The sequence below is a fragment of the Rhodanobacter sp. UC4448_H15 genome (assembly GCF_052978265.1).
The window spans coordinates 3,678,311-3,700,962 of sequence record NZ_CM129665.1; the positions used below are offsets into that span (position 1 = coordinate 3,678,311).

The window sequence follows — 22,652 nt, forward strand, 5'->3', positions numbered from 1 at the left end:
GTCCAGTGTAGCCGGGCCGCTCACGCCTTCTGGAAGCGCGGCAGGATGTCGCGCAGCTCGGCCAGGCGCTGCAACGGATCGGTCAACTCCAGCATGCGCTGTTGTTCGCCGGTGTCCAGCGGCAGCAGTTCGGCCAGGCGAAAACCCAGCCAGCTGGCATCTTCGTAGTCGCTGCGTGCGGCATGCCGCCAATGCGGCGCCATCGTCTCGATCAGTCGTTCGAGGATGCTCTGCAGCAGGGCGAACTCCACCGGCACCTCCTGCACCGGCTCGCCGGGCCAGCGTTCGGCGTTGCCGCGCAACTGGCCATCGGCGCGCGCGCGGCTGCGCGAAACGCGAAAGCGCGCACCCCCTTCGGCCACGATGCCGAGCAGGCCGTTCTCGTCGCGCTGGAAATCGCTGATGCGCGCCAACGTGCCGATCGCCGCCGGCACGGCCGGCTCGCCAGTCTCGCGCCCGGCCAGGATCAGGCACACGCCGAACGGGCTGCCGTCACGGCAGCATTCGCGCACCAGATCCAGATAACGCGGCTCGAAGATGCGCAGGTGCAGCCGCCCACCGGGAAACAGCACGGAGGAGAGCGGGAACAGCGGGATGTCGAGCAGCTCGGATTTGACGGCCATCGGCCGAGTGTACCCAGTGCCCACCACGACGGTCTGCGCCCAGCATCAGGCGCCGCGCAAACGCTCGACGAAGCGCCGCGGCGCAGCCTCGAAACCGCCGTTGGACATGAACACCACCTGGTCGCCCGGCCGCACCTGCCGACCCAACTCGGCGATCAGCGCGTCGACGGTCGGCACCGCGGCGCCGCGGCCGCCGAGGGCTGCCGTCACCGCACCGGCGTCCCACGGCAACTCGGCACGCTGGAGGATCAACACGCCATCGGCGTCGGCCAGCGACGGCGCCAGCGCCTCCGCATGCGCGCCCTGCCGCATCGAGTTGGAACGCGGCTCCAGCGCCACCAGAATGCGCGCGTCGCCGACCTTCGCGCGCAGCCCGGCCAGGGTGGTGGCGATCGCGGTGGGGTGATGGGCAAAGTCGTCGTACACGCGCACGCCATTCACTTCGCCGACCAGTTCCATCCGTCGCTTCACGCTCTCGAAGTTGGCGAACGCCGGCAGCAGCGCACGCGGATCGGCGCCGGCGGCCGTCGCCGCGGCCAGCGCGGCCAGCGCGTTCATCACGCTGTGCTGGCCCAGCAGCGGCCAGCGCACCTCGCCGAGCCGCTCGCCGCCGCGATGCACCGCGAAGGCCGAGCCGTCCGCCTCGATCAGCGTGGCCTGCCAGTCGCCGCGGCCGATGCCGAAGGTTTCCACCGGCGTCCAGCAGCCCATCGTCAGCACCTCGGCGAGGCGCTCGTCGTGCGCATTGACGATCAGCCGGCCGTTGCCCGGCACGGTGCGCACCAGGTGATGGAACTGGCGCTGGATCGCGGCCACGTCGGGGAAGATGTCCGCGTGGTCGTACTCGAGGTTGTTGAGGATCGCGATGCGCGGGCGGTAGTGCACGAACTTCGAGCGCTTGTCGAAGAACGCGGTGTCGTACTCGTCCGCTTCAATCACAAATGGCGCCGCCACCGGCGGCACGACACTCCCTTCTCCCGCCGGCGACCCTTGGGGAGTCCCCTCGCGGGTGAGAAGGTGGCGCGCAGCGCCGGATGAGGGTCCGGGGCTTGCGTGTCCCGATGTGCTCCCCAGCCTCGCCGACACCCCGAAATTCCCCGGCACGCCACCGACCAGAAACCCCGGCGCCATCCCCGCACTCTCCAGCAAATGCGCCAGCAGGCTGGTGGTGGTGGTCTTGCCGTGGGTGCCGGCCACCGCCAGCACGTCGCGCTCGGCCAGCACCGTCTCGCCCAGCCACTGCGGGCCGGAGACGTAGCGCAGGCGCGCATCGAGCAGGTACTCGACGGCCGGATTGCCGCGCGTCATCGCATTGCCGACCACGACCAGATCGGGTGCCGGCTGCAGGTGTTCGGCGGCGTAGCCGCTCATCAGGCCGATGCCGAGCGCCTCCAGCTGGGTGCTCATCGGCGGGTAGACGTTGGCGTCGGAACCTTCGACCGCGTGGCCCAGTTCGCGCGCGAGCGCGGCGACGCCGCCCATGAAGGTGCCGCAGATGCCGAGGATGTGCAGACGCATGCCGAGCGACTCCGTGAAATCCGCTCCGCCGGAGCGGGAAGCGCTCAGCCGTTCGCGGCGGCAGCTTCGTTCTGCAGCGCGCGCTCGATCCGCGCGGTGACCTCGGCCAGCTCGCCGACGCCGTCCACCACCTGCAGCTTGCCGCGGCCGGCGTAGAAATCCGCCACCGGCGCGGTCTGCTCGGCATAGATGGCCAGGCGCTTGCGCACGGTGTCCGGGTTGTCGTCGGCGCGGCCCTCCGCCTTGAAGCGGATTTCGCAGCGGCCGATGATCGCCTGGTTCGGCACCTCCAGCTTCACCACCGCGTCCAGCGGCTGGCCGAGCTTGGCCAGCAGGTGGTCGAGCGCGTCGGCCTGGGCCAGGTTGCGCGGGTAGCCGTCGAGGATGAAGCCGGCCTTCGCGTCGGCCTGGGCCAGGCGCTCTTCCAGCATGCCGAGCAGGATGTCGTCGGAGACCAGCTGGCCGGCGTCCATCACCGCCTTGGCCTTGAGCCCCATCGCGGTGCCCGCGGCGACGGCGGCGCGCAGCATGTCGCCGGTCGAGATATGCGGAACGCCCAGCGCCGTTTTCAGCCGGGCCGCCTGCGTACCTTTGCCCGAACCGGGCGCGCCAAGTAGGACGAGTCGCATAATACTCCACGAGTTCGGCGGGCCGCCGCACGCTGCAGCAGCCCGCCCGATGCACGAAATTGCCGTCAAATTAGCCGCTGCACCGGGTGCCGTCAAACAGCGACCTTCGTCGCATCCGGCCAAGTATTTGTTGCATAAAAAGATTTGCCGGCACCGTTGCCACGCTTCCACTGCCCTATCGAGGATCCCATGAGCCCGAGCCGCCGTTCCCCCGCCGTCACCGGCAACCTGCTGTACGCCCAGTCCGGCGGCGTCACCGCGGTGATCAACGCCACCGCCGCCGGCGTGATCGAGGCCGCCCGCGGCAAGGGCGTGAAGGTGTACGCCGCGCGCAACGGCATCCTCGGCGCGCTGCGCGAGGAGCTGATCGACACCTCGAAGGAATCGGCCGCCGCGATCGCCGCGCTGCGCCACACCCCCGGCGGCGCGTTCGGTTCGTGCCGCTACAAGCTGAAATCGCTGGAGGACAACCGCGGCGAATACGAGCGGCTGATCGAGGTGTTCCGCGCCCACGACATCCGCTGGTTCCTCTACAACGGCGGCAACGATTCGGCCGACACCGCGCTGAAACTCTCGCAGATCGGCAAGACGCTCGGCTACGACATCCGCTGCATCGGCGTGCCGAAGACGGTGGACAACGACCTCGCCGTCACCGACTGCTGCCCGGGCTTCGGCTCGGTGGCGAAGTACACCGCGATCTCCACGCTGGAAGCCAGCCTCGACGTGGCCTCGATGGCCGAGACCTCGACCAAGGTGTTCATCCTCGAAGTGATGGGCCGCCACGCCGGCTGGATCGCCGCCGCGGCGGGCCTCGCCGGCGACGATGCGGACGCGGCACCTCACCTCATCCTGTTCCCCGAGAACGCGTTCGACGAGGCGGCGTTCCTGGCCAAGGTGCAAGCCACCGTCGAACGGGTGGGCTGGTGCACCGTGGTCGCCTCCGAAGGCGTGCGCAACGCGGCCGGCCAGTTCCTCGCCGAGGCCGGCACGCGCGACGCGTTCGGCCACAGCCAGCTCGGCGGCGTGGCGCCGGTGCTGGCCGCGCTGGTGAAGGAAAAGCTCGGCTACAAATACCACTGGGCGCTGCCGGACTACCTGCAGCGCTCGGCGCGGCATGCCGCCTCGCAGGTCGACGCCGAGCAGGCGTACGCCGTGGGCAAGGCCGCGGTCGACTACGCGTTGGCCGGGATGAACGCGGTGATGCCGGTGATCGTGCGCACGTCCGACGCGCCGTACCGCTGGAAGATCGCGCCCGCGCCGCTGGCGAAGATCGCCAACCGCGAGAAGAAGATGCCGAAGAACTTCATCAGCCGCGACGGCTTCGGCATCACCGCCGCCGCCCGCCGCTACCTCGCCCCGCTGATCCGCGGCGAGGCGCCGTTGCCCTACGGCAAGGATGGCCTGCCGCGCTACGTGCGGCTGAAGAACACGGCGGTGACGAAGAAGCTGGCGGCATTCGGGCGCTGAACTCCACGGCTTCCGTGACCGGCGTCACCGTGCTGAGCGCCACCTGAAAACCGGGGCGCCCGCATAGGCTTGCGTTCAGCCGCAGCTTCTTACGCTCCATCCTGCCCGGGTCGATCGCCGTGCCGTTACGGCCACGACCCTCCACGGGAGGAGACTTGAGATGAAACTCATCCACCGCCTGCTCATCGCCCTCGCCCTGCTCGGCACCGGCAGCATCGCGCTGGCCGCTCCCGGCCCCGGTCCGGGCGACCACGGCCGATACGACCACGACCGGGGTCACGACCGGGGTCACGACCGTGGCCACGACCGCCGCCATGACGACCGCCGCTGGCACGACGACCGCCGCCACGGCGACTGGCGCCGGCATGATGACCGCCGCTATGGCTACGGACACCGCGATTACCGCTACGCCGGCCCGCGCTATTACCCGGTGCGCCACCATCGCTGGGAACGCGGCCACCGCTACTACGGTCCGACCTACGTCGTGCGCGATTACCGCTACTACCGCCTGCGCCCGCCGCCGCGCGGCTACCACTGGGTGCGCGCGGACAACGACTACCTGCTGGTCGCAATCGCCACCGGCATCATCCTGGACTACGCCCTGCGCTGAGTCCGCACCAGGCTGACCGATCCGGGGGCCGTGCATCCGTGCACGGCCCTTTTCGCTGATGGACGGCGCTGCGCCGCACAACGGCCTGCGCCGTCGCCTCTGCCTATACTCCCCGGGACCGCCCGTTCCGGACGGCCACTTACAACCCATGGGGAGGCTCCGATGCTGCAGCAGTATGGCTGGTGGATCGTCGTTGCGTGTGCGGTGGTGGCGGTTCTGTATGGCGCGCTGTCCGCGCGCTGGATCCTGGCGAAATCGCCGGGCAACGAACGGATGCAGGAGATCGCCGCGGCCATCCAGGAAGGCGCACGCGCCTACCTCAACCGCCAGTACACCACCATCGGCCTGGTCGGCGTGGTGTTGCTGCTGCTGATCGGTTTCTTCCTCAACTGGCCGACCGCGATCGGCTTCCTGCTCGGCGCGATCCTGTCCGGGGCGGCCGGCTACATCGGCATGAACGTCTCGGTGCGCGCCAACGTGCGCACCGCCGAGGCGGCGCGCAGCGGACTCGGTGCGGCGATGGACGTGGCGTTCCGCGGCGGCGCGATCACCGGCATGCTGGTGGTCGGACTGGCCCTGCTCGGCGTGGCCGGCTACTGGCTGGTGCTCGGCCACTTCGGCGTCACCGGCGAGACCGCACTGCACGCGCTGGTCGGACTGGCCTTCGGCAGCTCGCTGATCTCGATCTTCGCGCGCCTGGGTGGCGGCATCTTCACCAAGGGCGCGGACGTCGGCGCCGACCTGGTCGGCAAGGTGGAGGCCGGCATCCCCGAGGACGACCCGCGCAACCCGGCGGTGATCGCCGACAACGTGGGCGACAACGTGGGCGACTGCGCCGGCATGGCGGCCGACCTGTTCGAGACCTACGCGGTGACGGTGATCGCCACCATGCTGCTGGCCGGTCTCACCTTCGCCGACAACCTCGCTGCCGTGCTGTACCCGCTGCTGCTCGGCGGCGTGTCGATCATCGCCTCGATCATCGCCACCTTCTTCGTCCGGGTGAAGGCCGGTGGCTCGATCATGGGCGCGCTGTACAAGGGCGTGATCGTGTCGGCGCTGCTCTCGGCGGTCGCGTTCTGGTTCGTCACCGGCAGCCTGCTGCCGCAGGGCCTGGCCGCCGGCGACGGCAGCGTCATTTCCAGCCACGCGTTGTTCCACTGCGCGCTGATCGGGCTGGTGCTGACCGGCCTGATCGTGTGGATCACCGAGTACTACACCGGCACGCAGTACAAGCCGGTGCAACACATCGCGGCGGCCTCGACCACCGGCCACGGCACCAACATCATCGCCGGCCTCGGCGTGTCGATGAAGGCGACCGCGATGCCGGTGATCGTGATCTGCGCGGCGATCTGGGGTGCCTACAGCCAGGGCGGCCTGTACGGCATCGCGATCGCCGCCACCGCCATGCTGTCGATGGCCGGCATGATCGTGGCGCTGGACGCCTACGGCCCGATCACCGACAACGCCGGCGGCATCGCCGAGATGGCCGACCTGCCGCCGGAAGTGCGCGGCGTCACCGATCCGCTGGACGCGGTCGGCAACACCACCAAGGCGGTGACCAAGGGCTACGCGATCGGCTCGGCCGCGCTGGCCGCGCTGGTGCTGTTCGCCGACTACACGCACAACCTCGACGTCGCCGCCCAGGCCAAGGCATTGGCCGCGGGCACGGCGTATTCCCCGCTGACCTTCGACCTGTCCGACCACATGGTGATCATCGGCCTGCTGATCGGCGGCCTGATCCCCTACCTGTTCGGCGCGATGGCGATGGAGGCCGTCGGCCGCGCCGCCGGCGCGGTGGTGGAGGAAGTGCGCCGCCAGTTCCGCGACATCCCCGGCATCATGCAGGGCACCGGCAAGCCGGAGTACTCGCGCGCGGTGGACATGCTGACCAAGTCGGCGATCCGCGAGATGATCGTGCCGTCGCTGCTGCCGGTGGCGGTGCCGATCGTGGTCGGCCTGCTGCTGGGGCCGAAGGCGCTCGGTGGCGTGCTGATCGGCACCATCGTCACCGGCCTGTTCGTGGCAATCTCGATGACCACCGGCGGCGGCGCCTGGGACAACGCCAAGAAGTACATCGAGGACGGCCACCACGGCGGCAAGGGCTCCGAGGCGCACAAGGCCGCGGTCACCGGCGACACCGTGGGCGACCCGTACAAGGACACCGCCGGCCCGGCGGTGAACCCGCTGATCAAGATCATCAACATCGTGGCGCTGCTGATGATCCCGCTGCTGTAACCGAAGCCATCCCATCCGGCTCGACGAAAATCCCGCTGCGGCGGGATTTTCGTTCGCCGCCACCGGCGCCCGACGGCCAGCGGCCGCATGGGATCCGCTCGATCGCCGGCAATTCCGCGCTCGCCCCCAAAGGAGAAACCTCATGCGACTGGTCTGGCTCACCCTGGCACTCGGCGTCACACTGGCGGGCATGAATCCTGCCGACGCCAGCGATACCCCAACCGCGAAAACCCCTGCCGACCAGGCCGCCACCGACGATCCCTGGCTGTGGCTCGAAGACATCCACGGCACCCGCTCGATGGAATGGGTGAAACAGGAGAACGCGCGCACGCAGGCGCGCTTCGCCAGCGACGCCAGCTTCGACAAGACACGCGACGCGATCCTGCAGGTACTCGACTCGGACGCACGCATTCCCTACGTCAACCGCATGGGCGGCGAGCTGTACAACTTCTGGCGCGACAAGACCCACCCGCGCGGCGTCTGGCGCCGCACCACCCTGGCCGAATACCGCAAGGCCGAGCCGAAATGGGAGGTGCTGCTGGACATCGACGCGCTGAACAAGGCCGAGGGCAAGCGCTGGGTGTTCAAGGGCGTGCAATGCCTCAAGCCGGCGTTCGAACGCTGCCTGGTGTCGCTGTCGCCCGACGGCGGCGACGCGGTGGCGGTGCGCGAGTTCAGCATCCCGAAGAAGGCCTTCGTGAAGGGCGGCTTCGAGCTGCCGGTGGCCAAGAGCGATGTCGGCTGGATCGACGAGGACACCATTTACGTGGGCACCGACTTCGGCCCCGGTTCGATGACCGCCTCCAGCTATCCGCGCATCGTCAAGGAGTGGAAGCGCGGCACGCCGCTGTCGGCCGCCGCGACCGTGCACGAGGGCAAGCACGACGACCTCGCGGTCAGTGCGTTCCACGACCGCACGCCGGGTTACGAGCGCGACTTCGTGTCGGTGGCCAAGGATTTCTTCCACAGCGAGCTGTTCCTGCGCCACGGCGGCAAACTGACACGCCTCGACGTGCCCACCGACGCCGATGCCAACGCCCACCGCGAATGGCTGCTGGTGCAGACGCGCTCACCATGGACGGTCGGCGGCGCCACCTATCCCTCAGGAGCGCTGCTGGCCATCCGCTTCGACGACTTCATCGCCGGCAAGCGCGAGTTCACCGTGCTGTTCAAGCCCGACCAGCACACCGCGCTGTCCAGCTACGCCTGGACCCGCAACCACCTGATCCTCGACGTGCTGGATGACGTCAAGAGTCGGCTGGAAGTGCTCACTCCGCCGCGGATGGCGGGCGCCGACGACGGCTGGCATCCCGAGGTGCTGCCGGGTGCACCGGCGCTCAGCACGGTCAGCGTGGTCGACACCGACCCCGACCACAGCGACGAGTACTGGCTCGACGTGGCCGGCTTCCTCACCCCCGCATCGCTCGAACGCGGCGTGCTGGGCAGCACGCCGGCGGAGACGATCAAGCAGGAGCCGGCGTTCTTCGACGCGTCGAAGTTCACCGTCAGCCAGCACTTCGTGACCTCGAAGGACGGCACCCGCGTACCGTATTTCGAGATCGCGCCCAAGGGCATCAAGCTGGATGGCGCCAACCGCACCCTGCTGTACGGCTACGGCGGCTTCGAAGTGTCGCTGCTGCCGCACTACAGCGGCAGCATCGGCCGCGCCTGGCTCGATCGCGGCGGCGTCTACGTGGTAGCCAACATCCGCGGCGGCGGCGAGTACGGCCCGCGCTGGCACAAGGCGGCGCTGAAGGCGAACCGCCCGCGCGCGTACGAGGATTTCGCCGCCGTCGCGCAGGACCTGATCAAGCGCGGCGTCACCTCGCCCGGGCACCTGGGCGCCGAAGGCGGCAGCAACGGTGGCCTGCTGATGGGCAACATGCTCACCATGTATCCGCAGTTGTTCGGCGCGATCGCCTGCGAAGTGCCGCTGCTGGACATGAAGCGCTATTCGCACCTCTCCGCCGGCGCGTCGTGGATGGCCGAATACGGCAACCCGGACACCGCCGACTGGAACTTCATCAAGACCTTCTCGCCGTACCAGAACGTGAAAAAAGACGGCCACTATCCGCCGGTGCTGTTCTACACCGCCACCAGCGACGACCGCGTGGGTCCGGTGCAGGCGCGCAAGATGGCCGCGAAGATGCAGGCGCAAGGCCACCCCGACGTGTGGTTCTACGAGAACCTCGAAGGCGGCCACGGCGCCGGCGCGGACAACCAGCAGTCCGCCCACATGCACGCGATGGCCTACGACTTCCTGTGGGATCAGCTGAAGTAGCGGTGACCGCCGCACGCTCGCGCGGGCGTGCGGCGAAAGTGGTCGCTGAAGTATGCTGACACGCCGATCGCAAGCCTTTCCGCCATGCCGTCACGCACCGCCATCAGCCATGAATTGCGCGAGTGGATCCTCGCCACCACACGGGCCGGCCACGGCGTGCCGGACGTGCTCAAGCTGATGAAGGACAACGGCTACGACCCGCGCCAGAGCCGCAGCATCGTCGCCGAAGTGCTGAAGCTGCCGCTGGCCGCGCTCAACGCCGGCACCACTTCGCCCGCACCGCGCGGCCTGCGCACCAGACACCCGGAGGCGCCGGCGGTCTGCGTCGACGGCCACGCCATCGGCGTGTCGCTGAGCGTCGACGAACCGCCGCTGCGCGTGCTGGAAAACATCCTGGACGACGCCGAATGCGCCGAACTGATCGAGCTGGCGCGGCCGCGGCTGGCGCGCGCGCTGACCGTCGACGACGACGGCAAACAGCAGGTGGACCAGCGCCGCACCAGCGAAGGCATGTTCTTTTCTATCGGCGAACGGCCGCTGATCGCGCGCATCGAGCAGCGCCTGGCCGGCCTGCTCGGCCTGCCGGTCAACCACGGCGAAGGGCTGCAGATCCTGCATTACCGCCCGGGCCAGGAGTACGAGCCGCATTTCGACTGGTTCGACCCCGCCTTGCCCGGCTACGACGCCATCACCCGTTCCGGTGGCCAGCGCATCGCCAGCGTGGTGATGTACCTCAACACGCCCGAACTGGGCGGCGGCACCGCCTTCCCCGAGCTGGGCCTGACCGTCACCGCGCGCCGCGGTTCGGCCGTCTATTTCGCCTACGAAGGCGGCGACCCCCGCTCGCTGCACGCCGGCCTGCCGGTGATCTGCGGTGAAAAATGGATCGCCACCAAGTGGCTGCGCGAGCGGCCCTACCGCCAGGGCGGTCGCGGCTGACAAGCGGTGCTGCGATGCAGCAGCGTTTGGCGTATCCTAGCGGACTGTTTTTCCCCCGCTTGAGGATTCCCATGGGTCTGCATCTTGTCCCCGCCGGTCGCGACGTGCCAAACGAAATCAACGTCATCATCGAGATCCCCAAGGACGCCGAGCCGGTCAAGTACGAGGTGGACAAGGAATCGGGCGCGATCTTCGTCGACCGCATCCTGTCCACGCCGATGCGCTACCCGTGCAACTACGGCTACGTGCCGGGCACCCTGGGCGGCGACGGCGACCCGCTGGACGCGGTGGTGATCCTGCCGTTGTCACTGGCCGTGGGCTCGGTGATCCGCTGCCACCCGGTCGGCATGCTGCAGATGACCGACGAGGCCGGCGCCGACGAGAAGCTGGTGGTGATTCCCTCGCCCAAGGTGTTCCCGGGCTACGCCCACATCAACGACATGAAGGGCGTCTCGCCGCACTGGCTGCAGCGCATCGGCCACTTCTTCGAACATTACAAGGATCTGGAGCAGGGCAAGTGGGTCAAGGTCGAGGGCTGGGTCGGTGCCGAAGAGGCCAAGGCCGAAATCCTGGCCGGCATCGCCCGCTACAAGGCCGAGCACGGCTCCAAGGCCTGAGCCCGAAGGCGATGCAACGCAAGAGCCCCGCCCGTGCGGGGCTCTTGCGTTGGGGCCGCATCAGCCGCGCTTGAGCAACTCGCGCAGGTCGATCAGCGCCGCATTGGCGCGCGACACGTAGTTCGCCATCACCAGAGAATGGTTGGCGAAGAAACCGAACGGCGAACCGTTCAGCACCATCGGACTGTGCAGCGGGCGCTGCGCCTCCTCCAGCTCGCGGATCACCTGTTCCAGGCTCACGTCGGCGTGCTTGGAGCGCAGGATCGGGCCGAAATCGCGCTGGATCGCCTTGAGCTGTTCCAGCAGCGTCCAGGTGTAGCCGCGTGCTTCGTAGAAGTTGTCGTCGATCTGCGTCCACGGGGTCTTGACCAGCCGGCCGCCGCCGGGCGCGGCCACGGTGGATGCGCTGACCGGATCGGAGGCGTCCACGTCGCCGATGCGGATCTGGCCCACGCTGGCGGACAGCCGCTGCGACAACGAGCCCAGCCGCGACGACACCAGCTGCAGGTAATCGGCCAGGTTGTCGGCGCGCGCGTAGAAGTGCGCATTGCTGTCGTCGGTATCGCCCAGCCGGACCAGATAGCCGTCCAGATACTTGATCGCCTTGCGGTACTGACTCTCCGAGCTGGGCAGCAGCCAGCGGTCGTTCGGGCTGTTGAGCAGCGGGTCGGCCCCGGCCAGGTCCTTGTCCTCGGTCGACTGCGTCTGCGAGCGACTGAAGTCGTTGCGCAGCGCACGCACCAGGTCGCGCGAAGCGGTCAGCGAGCCGAATTCCCAGTTCGGCAGGTTGTCCAGCAGCACGCCCGGCGGCAGCTTGTCGTTGCTGAGGTAGCCGCCGCGCTTGTCGAGCAGGGTGCGCACCGAGGCGATCAGGGTGACCGTGGTGGTGGCGCCGGTACTCACCGGCCGCTTCAATTCCTGCATCCGGGCCTGGGTGGCCGCCACCGGATCGAACAGCGCCGGCTCGGTATCCCACCACCACATCGACGCCGCGATCAGCAGCACCAGCACGGCGACCACGGCCAGGATCGCCCGGCGCAGGCCGCGGCGCGGCGCGGGGGAAGTGTCAGGGGTCAACATCGGACGGCTCCTGCGGAGGTGGCGAGCGAAGTCCGCAGCTTACAACGCGACCACCCCGGCGCTGTCGGGCGCATCTCGCTCGCGGCGGCGAGGTTCCGCCGCACAGGCTTTGCCGCGAGGCCGTGCCATCGCCGTATGCTTGCCATCGCCCGACGGCGCATCGCGCAGCGCGTTCGCTCACCGATGTTTACCCGCCGCCCCGGAGACATCCACATGAAAGCCGTCGCCCTCACCCGCTACCTGCCGATCGACGATCCGCAATCGCTGTTCGACGTGGAACTGCCCACACCCGCGCCGGGCGGGCGCGACCTGCTGGTGCGCGTCGAGGCCGTGTCGGTGAATCCGGTCGATACCAAGCTGCGCGCACCGAAGCCACACGTGGAAGCACAACCGAAAGTGCTGGGCTACGACGCCGCCGGCACGGTGGAAGCCGTTGGCAGCGCGGTGGCAGGTTTCAAGCCGGGCGATCGCGTGTATTACGCGGGCGACGTCACCCGGCCGGGCAGCAATGCGCAGTTCCAGTTGGTGGACGCGCAGTTGGCCGCGGCGATGCCGCGCAGCCTGGATTTCGCCGACGCCGCGGCGCTGCCGCTGGTGGCGATCACCGCGTGGGAGTTGCTGTTCCAGCGCATGCCGTTCGACAGCGAGCACGGCGGCGAGGGCCAGTCGTTGCTGGTCATTGGCGGCGCCGGCGGCGTCGGCTCGATCGCGATCCAGCTGGCGCGGCGCGCGGGGTTCACCGTGATCGCTACCGCCTCGCGTGCCGACAGTACCGACTGGTGCCGCGCGATGGGCGCGCAGCACGTGGTGAACCATCGACAGCCGCTGGCGCCACAACTCGCCGCGCTGGGTTTCGCGACCGTCGACGCCGCACTCAATCTCGCCGACACGGATGCCTACTGGGACGAACTCGGCGCGCTGCTGGCGCCGCAAGGCCACGTCGGCCTGATCGTGGAACCGCATGGCGCGCTGCGCATCGGCGATCCGTACAAGGCCAAATGCATCGGCATCCACTGGGAGTTCATGTTCGCCCGCGCGCGCTTCCACACGGCGGACATGGCCGAGCAGGGGCGCATTCTCGCCCGCGTGGCAGAGCGGGTGGATGCCGGCGAGTTGAGGGGCATCCGGCGCGAGACGCTGAACCCGATCAACGCGGCGAATCTGCGCGAGGCACATCGCCGGCTGGAATCGGGCAGCAGCATCGGCAAGCTGGTGCTGGCCGGCTGGTAGGGCGGCCGATCGACGGTGCCATCAGCGGCGCTTGCGGGCCACCGCTTTCCCGCCGCTGGCCCTGGTCGAGGGTGCCGGCTTGGCAGGCTCGCCCTTCTTGCCGAGCTGCTCCAGCAAGGTGTTCATGTCCTCGGCGTGCTCTTCCTCCATCGCCAGGATGCTTTCCAGCACACGGCGGGTGGTGGGGTCGGCGGTGCCCACGTAGTCGATCATCTCGCGGTAGCTGTCGATGGCGATGCGCTCGGCGACCAGGTCCTCCTTGATCATGTCGACGATGTCCTCGCCTTCGACGTAGTCGGAGTGGCTGCGCGTGAGCAGGCCCTCGGGCGACAGGTTCGGTTTGCCGTCGAGCTGGGTGATGCGCTCGGCGAGCAGGTCGGCGTGTCCCTGTTCCTCGTTGGCGTGCTGCAGGAACTCTTCCTTGATCGCCTGCGAGTGGATGCCCGAGGCCATGTAGTAGTGGTACTTGTAGCGCAGCACGCAGACGATCTCGGTGGCCAGGGCGTGATTGAGCAGGGTCACCACGGTGGCGCGGTCGGCCTTGTAGCCGGCGGTCATCGCGCCCTTGTCGATGTCCTGGCGGGCGCGTTTGCGGATGTTCTCGATGTCGCTGACGAACGGCTTGGTCTTGGCCATGGCTTGCTCCTGCGGACGGGTGGCGCCGGCTGCGATGAGCTTTCCGGCGCACGGATATCGGCAGAGCATGGGCACCGGCCCGAGAAAGCCGGGTGAAGAACTTGGCGTGGTCAGCGCGGCAGGAAGGCGCGCAGGAAGGTGTCCACGCCCGCGCGCGCGGTCGTCTCGATTTCCTGCAGGTAGCTTTCCGGGCAATTCGTGCAGCCGAACATCTGCCGCATCATCAGGTTGCCCTTGATCAGGGTGAGGAACTGCATGCTGGCCCGGCGCACGTCGTCGATGTCGAGCTTGCCGGCGTCAACCGCCTGCTGCAGCAGGCGTTCCATCAGGCCATGGGTGCGCGTGGCGCCTTCTTCCCAGATCAGCTTGCCGTAGCGCGGGTTGCCCTGGCGGCAGTCGCTGAGGATGGCGCGGAAGGTGCCCACGGTTTCGGCGTTGCAGTCCAGGTGGGCATGGGTCAGCGCCACCCGCAGCAAGGTCTCGCGGATGTCCGCCTGCGGGTCGAAGCGGTAGGTTTCCTCCGGCAGCAGGTCCTGGATGCGCGAGCGGATGACTTCGCGGAACAGGTTGTCCTTGTCGCCGAAATGGCTGTAGACGGTGAGTTTGGACACGCCGGCGTCGGCGGCGATGGCATCCATGCTGGTGCCACTGAAAGCGTTGCTGATGAACAACGCCTTGGCCGCTGCCAGGATGGCCGCACGCTTCTCCATGTCCTTCGGGCGACCGGGTCCCTGGGCTCTGATGGGCGCGCTGGTACTCATGTCCTCCACCTTCAAATACAAATGATCAGCCTTTAGTATACGCTTCGGTTTATTTATTTGCCACGCGGCGGCAATCCGGCCATGGGCGGCGGTCGATCCGATGCGCACGGCGGGGTGACGGACGTCACGCAGCGCCGATGACTTCCGGCACTTCGTGCACCGTGGCGCAGCCGTCAGGCTAGGTGCCAAGCGGCGCCGCCATTGTCGCGGCAGGTGGCAGAGCTTATCCTTCCGGGTTCTTCCGGGACAGCGCAGGCATGCACAGATGGCGATGAATTTCGAACAGGCACGCACGAACATGGTGGAGAACCAGGTGCGTCCGTGGGAGGTACTCGACGGCCGCGTGCTCGACGTCATCAGCCGCGTGCGCCGCGAGGATTTCGTCGCCGCCGAACACCGGCAGCTGGCCTTCGCCGATCTGTGCCTGCCGCTGGGCCATGGCGAGGTGATGATGAAGCCGGTGGTCGAGGGCCGCGTGTTGCAGGCGCTGGACGTGCAGGCCACCGACCGCGTGCTGGAAATCGGCACCGGCTCGGGCTATCTCAGCGCGTGCCTCGCCACCCTGTCGGCACAACTGGTCAGCGTGGACATCCATGCCGATTTCACCGCCGCCGCGAGCGAGCGGCTGCGTCACGCCGGCATCGGCAATGCCAGCCTGGTCACCGGCGAGGCGGTGCGCGCGTGGCAGCCGGATGGCTTGTTCGACGTGCTGGTGGTCACCGGCGCCGTGGCGGAAGTTCCGTCGCGCTGGCGCGCGTGGCTCAAGCCCGGTGGCCGCGCGTTCGTGGTGAGCGGACAGTCGCCGGTGCAGCGCGCCAACCTGCTGGTTCTCGAAGCGACCGGCGAACTGCGCGCGCAAGGCCTGTTCGAGACCGACCTGCCGTATCTGGTGCATGCCGAGCCGGCGCCGCGATTCGTTCTGTAGACCCCCTCCCCGACGTCCCCGATCGACACGAGGCATTCCATGCAATTGAAGCTGCTCACCCTGGCCCTGGCGCTGGCCGCCGTCTCGCTGCCCAGCCATGGCGAGGATCTGCTCGATGCCTATCGCGACGCGCGCGCCAATGACCCGGTACTGGCCCAGGCCGACGCGACGCGGCTGGCCACCGGCGAAGGCGTGCCGCAGGCGCGTGCCGGGCTGCTGCCGCAGATCGACGGTTCGCTCACCCTGCAACAGGCCAACGGCGGCCAGGGCAGCAACAGCCTGGACTTCGGTACCGGCGCCAACAGCTTCCTGTGCAGCGGCATCGCCGCCGGCAGCGGCAACTACACCTGTACCGGCCCGCTGGCGTCCAACGGCACCGCCTCCGACGGCGGCCACCTGCGCACGCGCAGCCTCAATGCCACGCTGACCCAGACCGTTTTCGACTTCAGCAAGTACGCCAACCTCAAGGCCGCGCACTCCGCCAAGGATGCGCAGGACGCGACCTACCAGGCCGCAGCGCAGGACCTGCTGGTGCGCGTCACCGCGGCGTACTTCACCGTGCTCAACGACGAGGATCAGCTGACCTTCGCCAAGGCCAACGAGGACGCGTTCAAGCGCCAGTACGACCAGGCCGACCAGCAGTACAAGGTGGGTCTGTCGGCGATCACCAACGTGTACCAGGCCAAGGCCTATTACGAGAACGCCAAGACCCAGACCATCGCGGCGCAGAACACGCTCGACAACGACCGCGAAGCCTTGCGCGTCATCACCGGCAAGCCGGTGGGCGAACTCAAGAAGCTGCGCGACGACCTGCCGATGGACGCGCCCGCGCCGAGCGATCCGCAGGCCTGGGTGAAGCAGGCGCTGGAGAACAACCCGACCTTGCAGGCGCAGCATGACAACGTGCGGACCGCCGAGCACAACATCACCGCGGCACGCTCGGGCCACCTGCCCACGATCAGCGCCAGCGTGAACTACGGCAAGAGCAGCAGTTGGTACCAGGACCCCGCGCGCATCGGTTCGGAGCGGCCGGCCTCGACCACCATCGGGCTGACCTTGAACGTGCCGATCTTTTCCGGCGGTTACACCCAGTCGCGCGTGCGCCAGTCGATCTACCAGCGCGATGCCGCCAACGACGCACTGGAACTGCAGCGCCGCCAGGTGATCCAGAACACGCTCAACTACTACCGCTCGGTGCTCGCCGGCATTTCGCAGGTGGAGTCGGGCAAGGCCTCGGTGGAGTCCGGCCAGAAGGCGCTGGAAGCCACCCGTGCGGGCTTCGAGGTCGGCACGCAGACCTTCACCGACGTGCTGCTGGCGATCCAGACCCTGACCCAGTCCGAAAGCGCCTATTCGCAGGCGCGCCACCAGTTCATCCTGAACAAGCTGCTGTTGCAGCAGGCCGCCGGCACGGCCGACTTCAAGGACATCCAGGGCATCAACGCTCTGCTGCAGTGAGGCGCTGACCGCCTACTCCTGCAGCAGCGCGTCGACCAGCTGCATGACGCGCCGCACTGCCCCGCGCTCGCGCTCGAATACCTGTCGCGCCGCCTCGCCCATCTGTCCGCGGCGCGGCGCGTCGAGCAGCAGCCGCAGCACGTGCGGGCCGAGTTGCTCGGCGGCAGCCACGCGCTCGGCGCCGCCGTCCTCGATCAGGCTGCGGATGATCTCTTCCGAATTGAAGGTGTGCGGCCCCACCAGCACCGGCACCGAGAGCGCCGCCGGCTCCAGCACGTTGTGGCCGCCGACCGGCACCAGGCTGCCACCGATGAAGGCCAGGTCCGAAGCCGCGAAGAACGGGATCAATTGCCCCATGGCGTCGATCACGAAGACCTGATGCGCGGTCGCCGGCACGCCTTCCAGGCTGCGCGTGGCGACCGTGAAACCGAGGCTGCGCACGGTGTGCTCCACCAGCCGGAAACGCTCGGGGTGGCGCGGCGCCAGCAGCAGCAGCGCATCGGGCAGGCGCTGCAGCACTTTCAGATGCGCCTCCAGCACCGCCAGTTCCTCGCCGTCGTGCGTGCTGGCCGCCATCCACACCGGCCGCCGGGGCCCCCAGTGCGCGCGCATCGCGGCGCCGGCCGCCACCGCGCCGTCCGGGATCGGCACGTCGAACTTCATGTTGCCGCTGACCAGCACCGACTGCGGATCGGCGCCCAGGAGGCGATAGCGCGCAGCATCGGTGCGCGACTGTGCGGCGATCACGCTCACGCAGCGCAGCGCCGAGGCGATCAGCGGACGCAGCGGCTTGTAGCCGCGCATCGAGCGCTCGGACAATCGTGCATTGACGATCATCAGCGGGATGCCGCGGCGGCGGCAGGCGAAGTAGAGGTTGGGCCAGATCTCGGTTTCCACGATCACCGCCAGACGCGGCCGCACGCGCTTCATGAAGCGGCGCACCGCGAACGGCAGGTCGTAGGGCAAGTACACGTGGAACACGCTGTCGCCGAACAGCTGCTGCACGCGCGCGGCGCCGGTGGGGGTGACCGTGCTGACCACCAGCGGCGCGTGGGCGTAGCTGCGCTGCAGTGCCTTGACCAGCGGCTCGGCGGCGTTGACCTCGCCCACCGATACCGCGTGAATCCACAGGCTGCCGCTGAAGCCGGGCGCGTCGAACGAGCCGAAGCGCTCCAGCCAGCGCCGGTGGTGGTGCGGCGGCGAGCGCAAGCCCCGCACCAGCAGGCGCAGCACCAGCACCGGCGTGACCAGGAACATCGCGAGGGTGTACAGGAAGCGCAACGGCCGATCCTTGCAATCAACGCGCGAGTATAGCGACAGCGCCTGAAGCAGGTTCGCGCGCGGATGGCCCGGTACAATGCCGACGATGCCCGGCATGCCCCGCCCCGAATTCACCCGATCGCTGCTCGCTCCCCGCCACTGGCCGGCATGGCTGGGGGTGGCGGCGGTGTGGCTGATCGCGCATCTGCCACAGGCGACATTGCCGTGGCTGGGGCGCCGACTCGGCGCGCTGGTGGCGCGCATTCCGTCGGCGCGACGGCGCATCGCGGCCGCCAACATCGCGCTGTGTTTCCCCGCGCTCGATCCCGCGCAGCGCGCGACACTGGTCGACGCCAACCTGCGCGACATCGGCATGATGATGGTGGAGTTCGCGCTCGGCTGGCTGGGCAGCGACCGGCGCATGGCCGCGCTGCCGACCGCCATCGAGGGGCTGGAACACCTGGAGGCGGCGCGCGCGCGCGGCAAGGGCGTGCTGCTGGTCGGCGGCCACTTCTCGCACCTGGAGCTGTGCGCGCGGCTGGTGTCGCAGCGCATCCGCATTGCCGGCATGTACCGGCGCATGGATTCGACCGTGTTCGAATGGGTGGTGCTGCGCGCGCGGCTGCGCTACGCCGCGGCGATGTTCGACAAGGACGACATCCGCGGCACGGTGAAGTACCTGCGCGCCGGCGGCACGCTGTGGTACGCGCCGGACCAGGACATGCGCAGCAAGGACACCGTGTTCGTGCCGTTCTTCGGCGTGCCGGCGGCGACCATCACCGCCACCCACCACCTGGCGCGGCTGTCCGGCGCGGTGGTCATCCCGTTCTTCCACCGCCGCCTGCCCGACGGGTCGGGTTACGTCCTGCGCCTGGGTGCGCCGCTGGAGGATTTCCCCGGCGCGGACGTGCTGGAGGACACCGCCCGCGTCAACGCCTGCATCGAGCAGATGGTGCGCGAGGCGCCGGAGCAGTACCTGTGGGTGCACAAGCGCTTCAAGACCCGCCCTCCGGGCGCCGCCGCCATCTACTGATCCGTTCGGCAGCCGGATGCCCGGCGGCGCTCGACCAGGTACAGCCGCATGCCTGCGTCCCGAGCGGCGATCGAGCTGGCCGGATCAGTCCCGCGGCCGCCGTTGCTCGTACAGCTTGGCGTACTTCAGGAACGCGTAGAACGCGTGGATGCGCGCGGCGATGAAGCCGGCCCAGCCGGAGCGCCAGTGTCCACGCAGCACGTAATAACGAAGAAACGCCACCGTCGGATACGCCACCATGCGCAAGCGCAGCCAGCTCACCCGTCGCCCGGCCAGATCGGCCTGTTGCAGGCTGGAGTAGCGGTTCGCCTTGACCACGCGGCCGGCGATGTCGGGCTCGCCATGGTGATCGATGACCGCGTCGAGCACGCCCACCGGGCCGTCCACCTGCACTTCCTCGTGCACCTCGTGGCCGCTCATGCGCGCACGCTGCCGGTCGAACAGGCGCACGTAGTGGTTGAGCCGGCCGCGCCGCGACTGCCAGCGCCAGAACTGCCACTCGCGCCGCCACAACTGGTAACCCGCATGGGCCGGCTCGCACAGCGCCTGCTGCAGGCATGCGGCGGCATCCGCATCCAGCGATTCATCCGAGTCCAGCAGGAGCACCCAGCGATGGCTGGCGAGGTCGATCGCCGCCTGCTTCTGGGCGCTGTAGCCGGCGAACGGCTGCGCGTGGATGCGCGCGCCGTAGTGCGCGGCGATCGCCGTGGTGGCATCGCTCGAGCCCGAGTCCAGCACCACGATCTCGTCGGCCCAGCTCACCCCGCGCAGGCAGGCGTCGAGCGTGTCGGCGCTGTTGAACGTGGTCACCACCACCGACAGCGGCTCACGCCCCATCGGGCGTTCCCTGAGGGGGTTCTGCGTTTAGGAGTCCGGCACGGATGCCGGGCTCTTCGTTGCCGGCAGAGATGCCGGCAACGAACAAACTGGCGCACCACAGCCCGAGCAGCCAGGCGAACAGCAGCCCCCACCAGGCCGAGTAGAACGCCAGGTGCGAGTTCAGCGGAAACAGCATCACGCCCAGCGCCAGGCTGGCGGGGAACGCGCGTGCGCGCGCCGCCGCGCCCACCCGCCGCCATGCCCGCCACGCCAGACCCGCCGCGGCCAGCCACAGCGCCAGCCCGAGCAGGCCGGTATTGGTGAGGATCTCCAGCAGCAGCTGGTGCGGATGGCAGGCGCCTTCGCCGACGCCGCACGCTTCGGCCGACACCACGAAGTGGTCGTCGGCCGGCGCGAACTGCGGATAGGCGTAGCGGAATCCGCGCACGCCCACGCCGTTGACCGGATGCGCCGCGGTCATCGCCACGCCGACCTGCCAGATATCGAGCCGGCCGCTGAGCGCCGTGTCCACCGACTGATCGGTACCCTGCAACACCAGCAGGCTGCGCGCCATCCGGTCATGGAAGCGCGCCGAGGTATTCCATGCCACCACGCCAGCCAGTGCCAGCAGCAGCGCCGCCGCCCCGCACCACAACGAGAAGCGCCACAGCGTGCGCGCCTCCTGCCAGGCGAAACCCGCCAGCACCAGCACGTAGCACAGCCACGCCGAACGCGAGCCGGCCAGCAGCACCGGGCCGAGCACCAGCACTGCGGCCAGCACCAACCCCGGCCGCCCCCAGCGCTGCCGCGCTGCCCACAATGCGAACGGCGAGAGCACCGCCAGGCTCGGGCCCAGTTTCAGGTTGTCGGCGCCGAAAATGCCCGAGACCCGAAAGGCCTCGGGATGGCCGCCCAGACTCCAGCCGGTGAACGCCTGCACCCACGCATCCGCACACCACAGCGCCAGCACCGCGGCGACCGCCTTGTACAAAGCGTGCAGTTTGGCCTCGCGACGGATCGCGAAGCACGCGTACAGGCCCAGCGGAACGTAACGCAGCGTGGCGGCCACCGTGCTCCAGCTCTTGCCGGGACGAATCGCGTCCAGCGCGGAAAACAACGCCGCCGCCACATACGCTCCCAGCAGCCACAGCAGCAGCTGCGCGCCGGGGTGCTGGCGCAGTGCGGCCGGGTCGCGTGCAAACAGCATGATCACGCCGAGCAGGCACAGCAGCGTGCCCAGCTCCGAACTGCGACCGAACGGCAGCAACGCAATCACCAGCCAGAACGGCAGCAAGGGGGAACGCAGCGCGGCCTTGAGTGAACTGCCGAAGGTCGTCATGGGTGGGCCAGGCGGGAACCAGCCCGCATTGTAGGCGCGCCGCGACGCCTGGCGCGTCAGCCCTGCGGCTGGCTCACTTCGTCGTACAACGCCAGCGTGGATTGCTGCATGTCGCTGAGCCGGTAGCTCTGCAGCGGCGAGATCGGAGGCGCCACCCGCAGCAATTCGGCCGCGCGTTCGACCAGCCGCTCGCGATCGCCCAGCGGCACGCGGCCGGCAGGGTACAGCTCGGCCAGCAATTCGCCGACGCCGCCATGGGCGTAGCCGAGCACCGGCCGGCACAGCGACAGCGCCTCGATCACCGTGCGCCCGAAGGTCTCGGGCTTGTTCGACAACTGCAGCACCAGCGCCGACAGCGCGTAGATGTCGCGGATGTCATCGCGCGGCGGCGACAGCACCACCTGCGAGGTCACCCCGCGCAAGCGGATCAGCTCCTGCAGCTCGGCCACGTAGGCCTCGCGGCCGGGCTCGACCACGCCCAGCAGCAGCAAGCGCGCCTCGATGCCGCGACGCTTGAGGTCGGCCAGCAATTCGATCGCGTCGTGGTGGCCCTTCAACCGCGTGCCGCGCGCGGGCATGGTCAGCAACGGCGCACCGGCGAGCGCAGGGAACTCCGCGAAGAACGCCTTCTGCCATGCATCGTCCGGCCGGTGCCCGTAGGGAAACGCATCCTGGTCGATGCCGCGCGGGATCACCCGCACCCGGCCCGGCTCCAGCCAGCGATAGTGGCTGAGCACATAGTCACGCAAGGTCTGCGACACCACGATCACGCGCTCGGCGCGCAGCAGGATCGAGCTGTAGCGGCCCGGCGAATTGAAGCCATGCACGGTGGTGATGAAGTGCGGTCGCGGGGAAATACCGCGCAGCGCCCACCAGCCCACCCACGCCGGCAAGCGCGAACGCGCGTGCACGATGTCCGGCTTCAGCTCACGCAGCAGGCGTCGCAGCGGGCCGATGCGGCCCAGGGTGGCGAGCGACTTGCGCCCCAGGTCGAGCGTGATGTGCTCGCTGCCCTCGGCCTGCAACTGCTCGACCAACCGCCCACCGGCGGAAATCACCACCGAGCGATGGCCTGCCTGCACCAGCGCGCGCGCGATCTCCAGCGCCGAACGCTCCGCACCGCCGGAATGCAGCGCGGGGATCAGCTGGACCACGGTCAGCAGCTTGGCGGGCACGACAATGCTGGACATGA

At 68.9% G+C, this 22,652-nt stretch carries 20 protein-coding genes; 10 read left to right on the forward strand and 10 right to left on the reverse strand.

Annotated elements, in window-relative coordinates; all coding sequences use genetic code 11:
- Positions 1-20: 20 nt before the first annotated feature.
- The 3 genes from ACVCMI_RS16870 to ACVCMI_RS16880 are packed head-to-tail and all read right to left on the reverse strand — an operon-like array spanning position 21 to position 2,770.
- Positions 21-623 carry an LON peptidase substrate-binding domain-containing protein gene (locus tag ACVCMI_RS16870; protein WP_395120264.1) on the reverse strand — a complete coding sequence of 201 codons (603 nt, stop codon included), beginning with the start codon at positions 621-623 and terminating at the stop codon, positions 21-23.
- A 45-nt stretch (positions 624-668) separates the two neighbouring features.
- Positions 669-2,141, reverse strand: a complete 1,473-nt coding sequence (gene mpl / locus ACVCMI_RS16875) for a UDP-N-acetylmuramate:L-alanyl-gamma-D-glutamyl-meso-diaminopimelate ligase (protein ID WP_447098014.1) — start codon at positions 2,139-2,141, stop codon at positions 669-671.
- Between the two features lie 44 nt (positions 2,142-2,185).
- On the reverse strand, positions 2,186-2,770 hold the full coding sequence (locus ACVCMI_RS16880; protein ID WP_027484899.1) for an adenylate kinase: 585 nt from the start codon (positions 2,768-2,770) through the stop codon (positions 2,186-2,188).
- 189 nt (positions 2,771-2,959) lie between these two features.
- Here ACVCMI_RS16880 and ACVCMI_RS16885 point away from each other — a divergent pair, with 189 nt between their 5' ends.
- The 6 genes from ACVCMI_RS16885 to ppa all read left to right on the forward strand — a co-directional run bounded on the left by ACVCMI_RS16885 (position 2,960) and on the right by ppa (position 10,919).
- Positions 2,960-4,237 (forward strand): 6-phosphofructokinase, encoded by a 1,278-nt coding sequence (locus ACVCMI_RS16885; protein WP_395120266.1) that lies wholly within the window; start codon positions 2,960-2,962, stop codon positions 4,235-4,237.
- Between the two features lie 160 nt (positions 4,238-4,397).
- On the forward strand, positions 4,398-4,847 hold the full coding sequence (locus ACVCMI_RS16890) for an RcnB family protein (RefSeq protein ID WP_447098013.1): 450 nt from the start codon (positions 4,398-4,400) through the stop codon (positions 4,845-4,847).
- A 162-nt stretch (positions 4,848-5,009) separates the two neighbouring features.
- Positions 5,010-7,082 carry a sodium-translocating pyrophosphatase gene (locus ACVCMI_RS16895; protein WP_447098012.1) on the forward strand — a complete coding sequence of 691 codons (2,073 nt, stop codon included), beginning with the start codon at positions 5,010-5,012 and terminating at the stop codon, positions 7,080-7,082.
- 190 nt (positions 7,083-7,272) lie between these two features.
- Entirely contained in the window at positions 7,273-9,363 is a 2,091-nt protein-coding gene (locus ACVCMI_RS16900) for a prolyl oligopeptidase family serine peptidase (RefSeq protein WP_447099520.1), read from the forward strand.
- Positions 9,364-9,447: 84 nt separating this feature from the next.
- Complete coding sequence (locus ACVCMI_RS16905) at positions 9,448-10,302, forward strand: 2OG-Fe(II) oxygenase (RefSeq protein WP_447098011.1); 855 nt, start codon at positions 9,448-9,450, stop codon at positions 10,300-10,302.
- A gap of 71 nt (positions 10,303-10,373) precedes the next feature.
- Complete coding sequence (gene ppa / locus ACVCMI_RS16910) at positions 10,374-10,919, forward strand: inorganic diphosphatase (protein WP_395120270.1); 546 nt, start codon at positions 10,374-10,376, stop codon at positions 10,917-10,919.
- Between the two features lie 60 nt (positions 10,920-10,979).
- Here the strand turns inward: ppa and ACVCMI_RS16915 are convergent, their stop codons facing one another.
- Positions 10,980-11,999 (reverse strand): DUF2333 family protein, encoded by a 1,020-nt coding sequence (locus ACVCMI_RS16915; protein WP_447098010.1) that lies wholly within the window; start codon positions 11,997-11,999, stop codon positions 10,980-10,982.
- 213 nt (positions 12,000-12,212) lie between these two features.
- Here ACVCMI_RS16915 and ACVCMI_RS16920 point away from each other — a divergent pair, with 213 nt between their 5' ends.
- Positions 12,213-13,229, forward strand: coding sequence for a zinc-binding alcohol dehydrogenase family protein (locus ACVCMI_RS16920; RefSeq protein ID WP_447098009.1), 1,017 nt, complete (start codon positions 12,213-12,215; stop codon positions 13,227-13,229).
- A 21-nt stretch (positions 13,230-13,250) separates the two neighbouring features.
- Here the strand turns inward: ACVCMI_RS16920 and ACVCMI_RS16925 are convergent, their stop codons facing one another.
- Positions 13,251-13,865: a ferritin-like domain-containing protein gene (locus tag ACVCMI_RS16925; RefSeq protein ID WP_447098008.1), complete on the reverse strand. Its 615-nt coding sequence runs from the start codon at positions 13,863-13,865 to the stop codon at positions 13,251-13,253.
- Between the two features lie 110 nt (positions 13,866-13,975).
- Complete coding sequence (locus ACVCMI_RS16930) at positions 13,976-14,575, reverse strand: TetR/AcrR family transcriptional regulator (RefSeq protein ID WP_395136006.1); 600 nt, start codon at positions 14,573-14,575, stop codon at positions 13,976-13,978.
- Between the two features lie 316 nt (positions 14,576-14,891).
- Between ACVCMI_RS16930 and ACVCMI_RS16935 the strand changes: the two genes are divergently transcribed.
- Positions 14,892-15,551, forward strand: a complete 660-nt coding sequence (locus ACVCMI_RS16935) for a protein-L-isoaspartate O-methyltransferase family protein (protein ID WP_395120275.1) — start codon at positions 14,892-14,894, stop codon at positions 15,549-15,551.
- A 39-nt stretch (positions 15,552-15,590) separates the two neighbouring features.
- Positions 15,591-17,009, forward strand: a complete 1,419-nt coding sequence (locus ACVCMI_RS16940; protein WP_447098007.1) for a TolC family outer membrane protein — start codon at positions 15,591-15,593, stop codon at positions 17,007-17,009.
- A 12-nt stretch (positions 17,010-17,021) separates the two neighbouring features.
- On the opposite strand, the gene waaA is transcribed toward ACVCMI_RS16940, so the two are convergent.
- A complete protein-coding gene (waaA, locus tag ACVCMI_RS16945; protein ID WP_447098006.1) occupies positions 17,022-18,290 on the reverse strand; it encodes a lipid IV(A) 3-deoxy-D-manno-octulosonic acid transferase in 1,269 nt (422 codons plus the stop codon).
- Between the two features lie 94 nt (positions 18,291-18,384).
- Here waaA and lpxL point away from each other — a divergent pair, with 94 nt between their 5' ends.
- Positions 18,385-19,302: an LpxL/LpxP family Kdo(2)-lipid IV(A) lauroyl/palmitoleoyl acyltransferase gene (lpxL, locus tag ACVCMI_RS16950; protein WP_447098005.1), complete on the forward strand. Its 918-nt coding sequence runs from the start codon at positions 18,385-18,387 to the stop codon at positions 19,300-19,302.
- An 84-nt stretch (positions 19,303-19,386) separates the two neighbouring features.
- Here lpxL and ACVCMI_RS16955 read toward each other — a convergent pair whose 3' ends face one another.
- From ACVCMI_RS16955 to ACVCMI_RS16965, 3 genes are read right to left on the reverse strand one after another with little or no spacing between them, the layout of a single operon-like run.
- Positions 19,387-20,139 (reverse strand): glycosyltransferase family 2 protein, encoded by a 753-nt coding sequence (locus tag ACVCMI_RS16955; protein ID WP_447098004.1) that lies wholly within the window; start codon positions 20,137-20,139, stop codon positions 19,387-19,389.
- Positions 20,129-21,460 (reverse strand): O-antigen ligase family protein, encoded by a 1,332-nt coding sequence (locus ACVCMI_RS16960; protein WP_447098003.1) that lies wholly within the window; start codon positions 21,458-21,460, stop codon positions 20,129-20,131. The genes ACVCMI_RS16955 and ACVCMI_RS16960 overlap by 11 nt, the downstream gene beginning before the upstream one ends.
- A 56-nt stretch (positions 21,461-21,516) precedes the next feature.
- On the reverse strand, positions 21,517-22,650 hold the full coding sequence (locus tag ACVCMI_RS16965) for a glycosyltransferase (protein ID WP_395120281.1): 1,134 nt from the start codon (positions 22,648-22,650) through the stop codon (positions 21,517-21,519).
- Positions 22,651-22,652: the final 2 nt, after the last annotated feature.

Bases quoted from the DNA above. Each gene is read 5' to 3' on its own strand.
- ACVCMI_RS16960 (WP_447098003.1), bottom strand. From the start codon at position 21,460: ATGACGACCTTCGGCAGTTCACTCAAGGCCGCGCTGCGTTCCCCCTTG.
- ACVCMI_RS16930 (WP_395136006.1), bottom strand. From the start codon at position 14,575: ATGGAGAAGCGTGCGGCCATCCTGGCAGCGGCCAAGGCGTTGTTCATC.
- ACVCMI_RS16890 (WP_447098013.1), top strand. From the start codon at position 4,398: ATGAAACTCATCCACCGCCTGCTCATCGCCCTCGCCCTGCTCGGCACC.
- ACVCMI_RS16915 (WP_447098010.1), bottom strand. From the start codon at position 11,999: ATGTTGACCCCTGACACTTCCCCCGCGCCGCGCCGCGGCCTGCGCCGG.
- ppa (WP_395120270.1), top strand. From the start codon at position 10,374: ATGGGTCTGCATCTTGTCCCCGCCGGTCGCGACGTGCCAAACGAAATC.
- ACVCMI_RS16900 (WP_447099520.1), top strand. From the start codon at position 7,273: ATGAATCCTGCCGACGCCAGCGATACCCCAACCGCGAAAACCCCTGCC.
- ACVCMI_RS16965 (WP_395120281.1), bottom strand. From the start codon at position 22,650: ATGTCCAGCATTGTCGTGCCCGCCAAGCTGCTGACCGTGGTCCAGCTG.
- ACVCMI_RS16925 (WP_447098008.1), bottom strand. From the start codon at position 13,865: ATGGCCAAGACCAAGCCGTTCGTCAGCGACATCGAGAACATCCGCAAA.
- ACVCMI_RS16935 (WP_395120275.1), top strand. From the start codon at position 14,892: ATGGCGATGAATTTCGAACAGGCACGCACGAACATGGTGGAGAACCAG.
- ACVCMI_RS16920 (WP_447098009.1), top strand. From the start codon at position 12,213: ATGAAAGCCGTCGCCCTCACCCGCTACCTGCCGATCGACGATCCGCAA.
- ACVCMI_RS16870 (WP_395120264.1), bottom strand. From the start codon at position 623: ATGGCCGTCAAATCCGAGCTGCTCGACATCCCGCTGTTCCCGCTCTCC.
- ACVCMI_RS16895 (WP_447098012.1), top strand. From the start codon at position 5,010: ATGCTGCAGCAGTATGGCTGGTGGATCGTCGTTGCGTGTGCGGTGGTG.
- ACVCMI_RS16885 (WP_395120266.1), top strand. From the start codon at position 2,960: ATGAGCCCGAGCCGCCGTTCCCCCGCCGTCACCGGCAACCTGCTGTAC.
- ACVCMI_RS16940 (WP_447098007.1), top strand. From the start codon at position 15,591: ATGCAATTGAAGCTGCTCACCCTGGCCCTGGCGCTGGCCGCCGTCTCG.
- ACVCMI_RS16880 (WP_027484899.1), bottom strand. From the start codon at position 2,770: ATGCGACTCGTCCTACTTGGCGCGCCCGGTTCGGGCAAAGGTACGCAG.
- ACVCMI_RS16955 (WP_447098004.1), bottom strand. From the start codon at position 20,139: ATGGGGCGTGAGCCGCTGTCGGTGGTGGTGACCACGTTCAACAGCGCC.
- lpxL (WP_447098005.1), top strand. From the start codon at position 18,385: ATGCCCCGCCCCGAATTCACCCGATCGCTGCTCGCTCCCCGCCACTGG.
- mpl (WP_447098014.1), bottom strand. From the start codon at position 2,141: ATGCGTCTGCACATCCTCGGCATCTGCGGCACCTTCATGGGCGGCGTC.
- ACVCMI_RS16905 (WP_447098011.1), top strand. From the start codon at position 9,448: ATGCCGTCACGCACCGCCATCAGCCATGAATTGCGCGAGTGGATCCTC.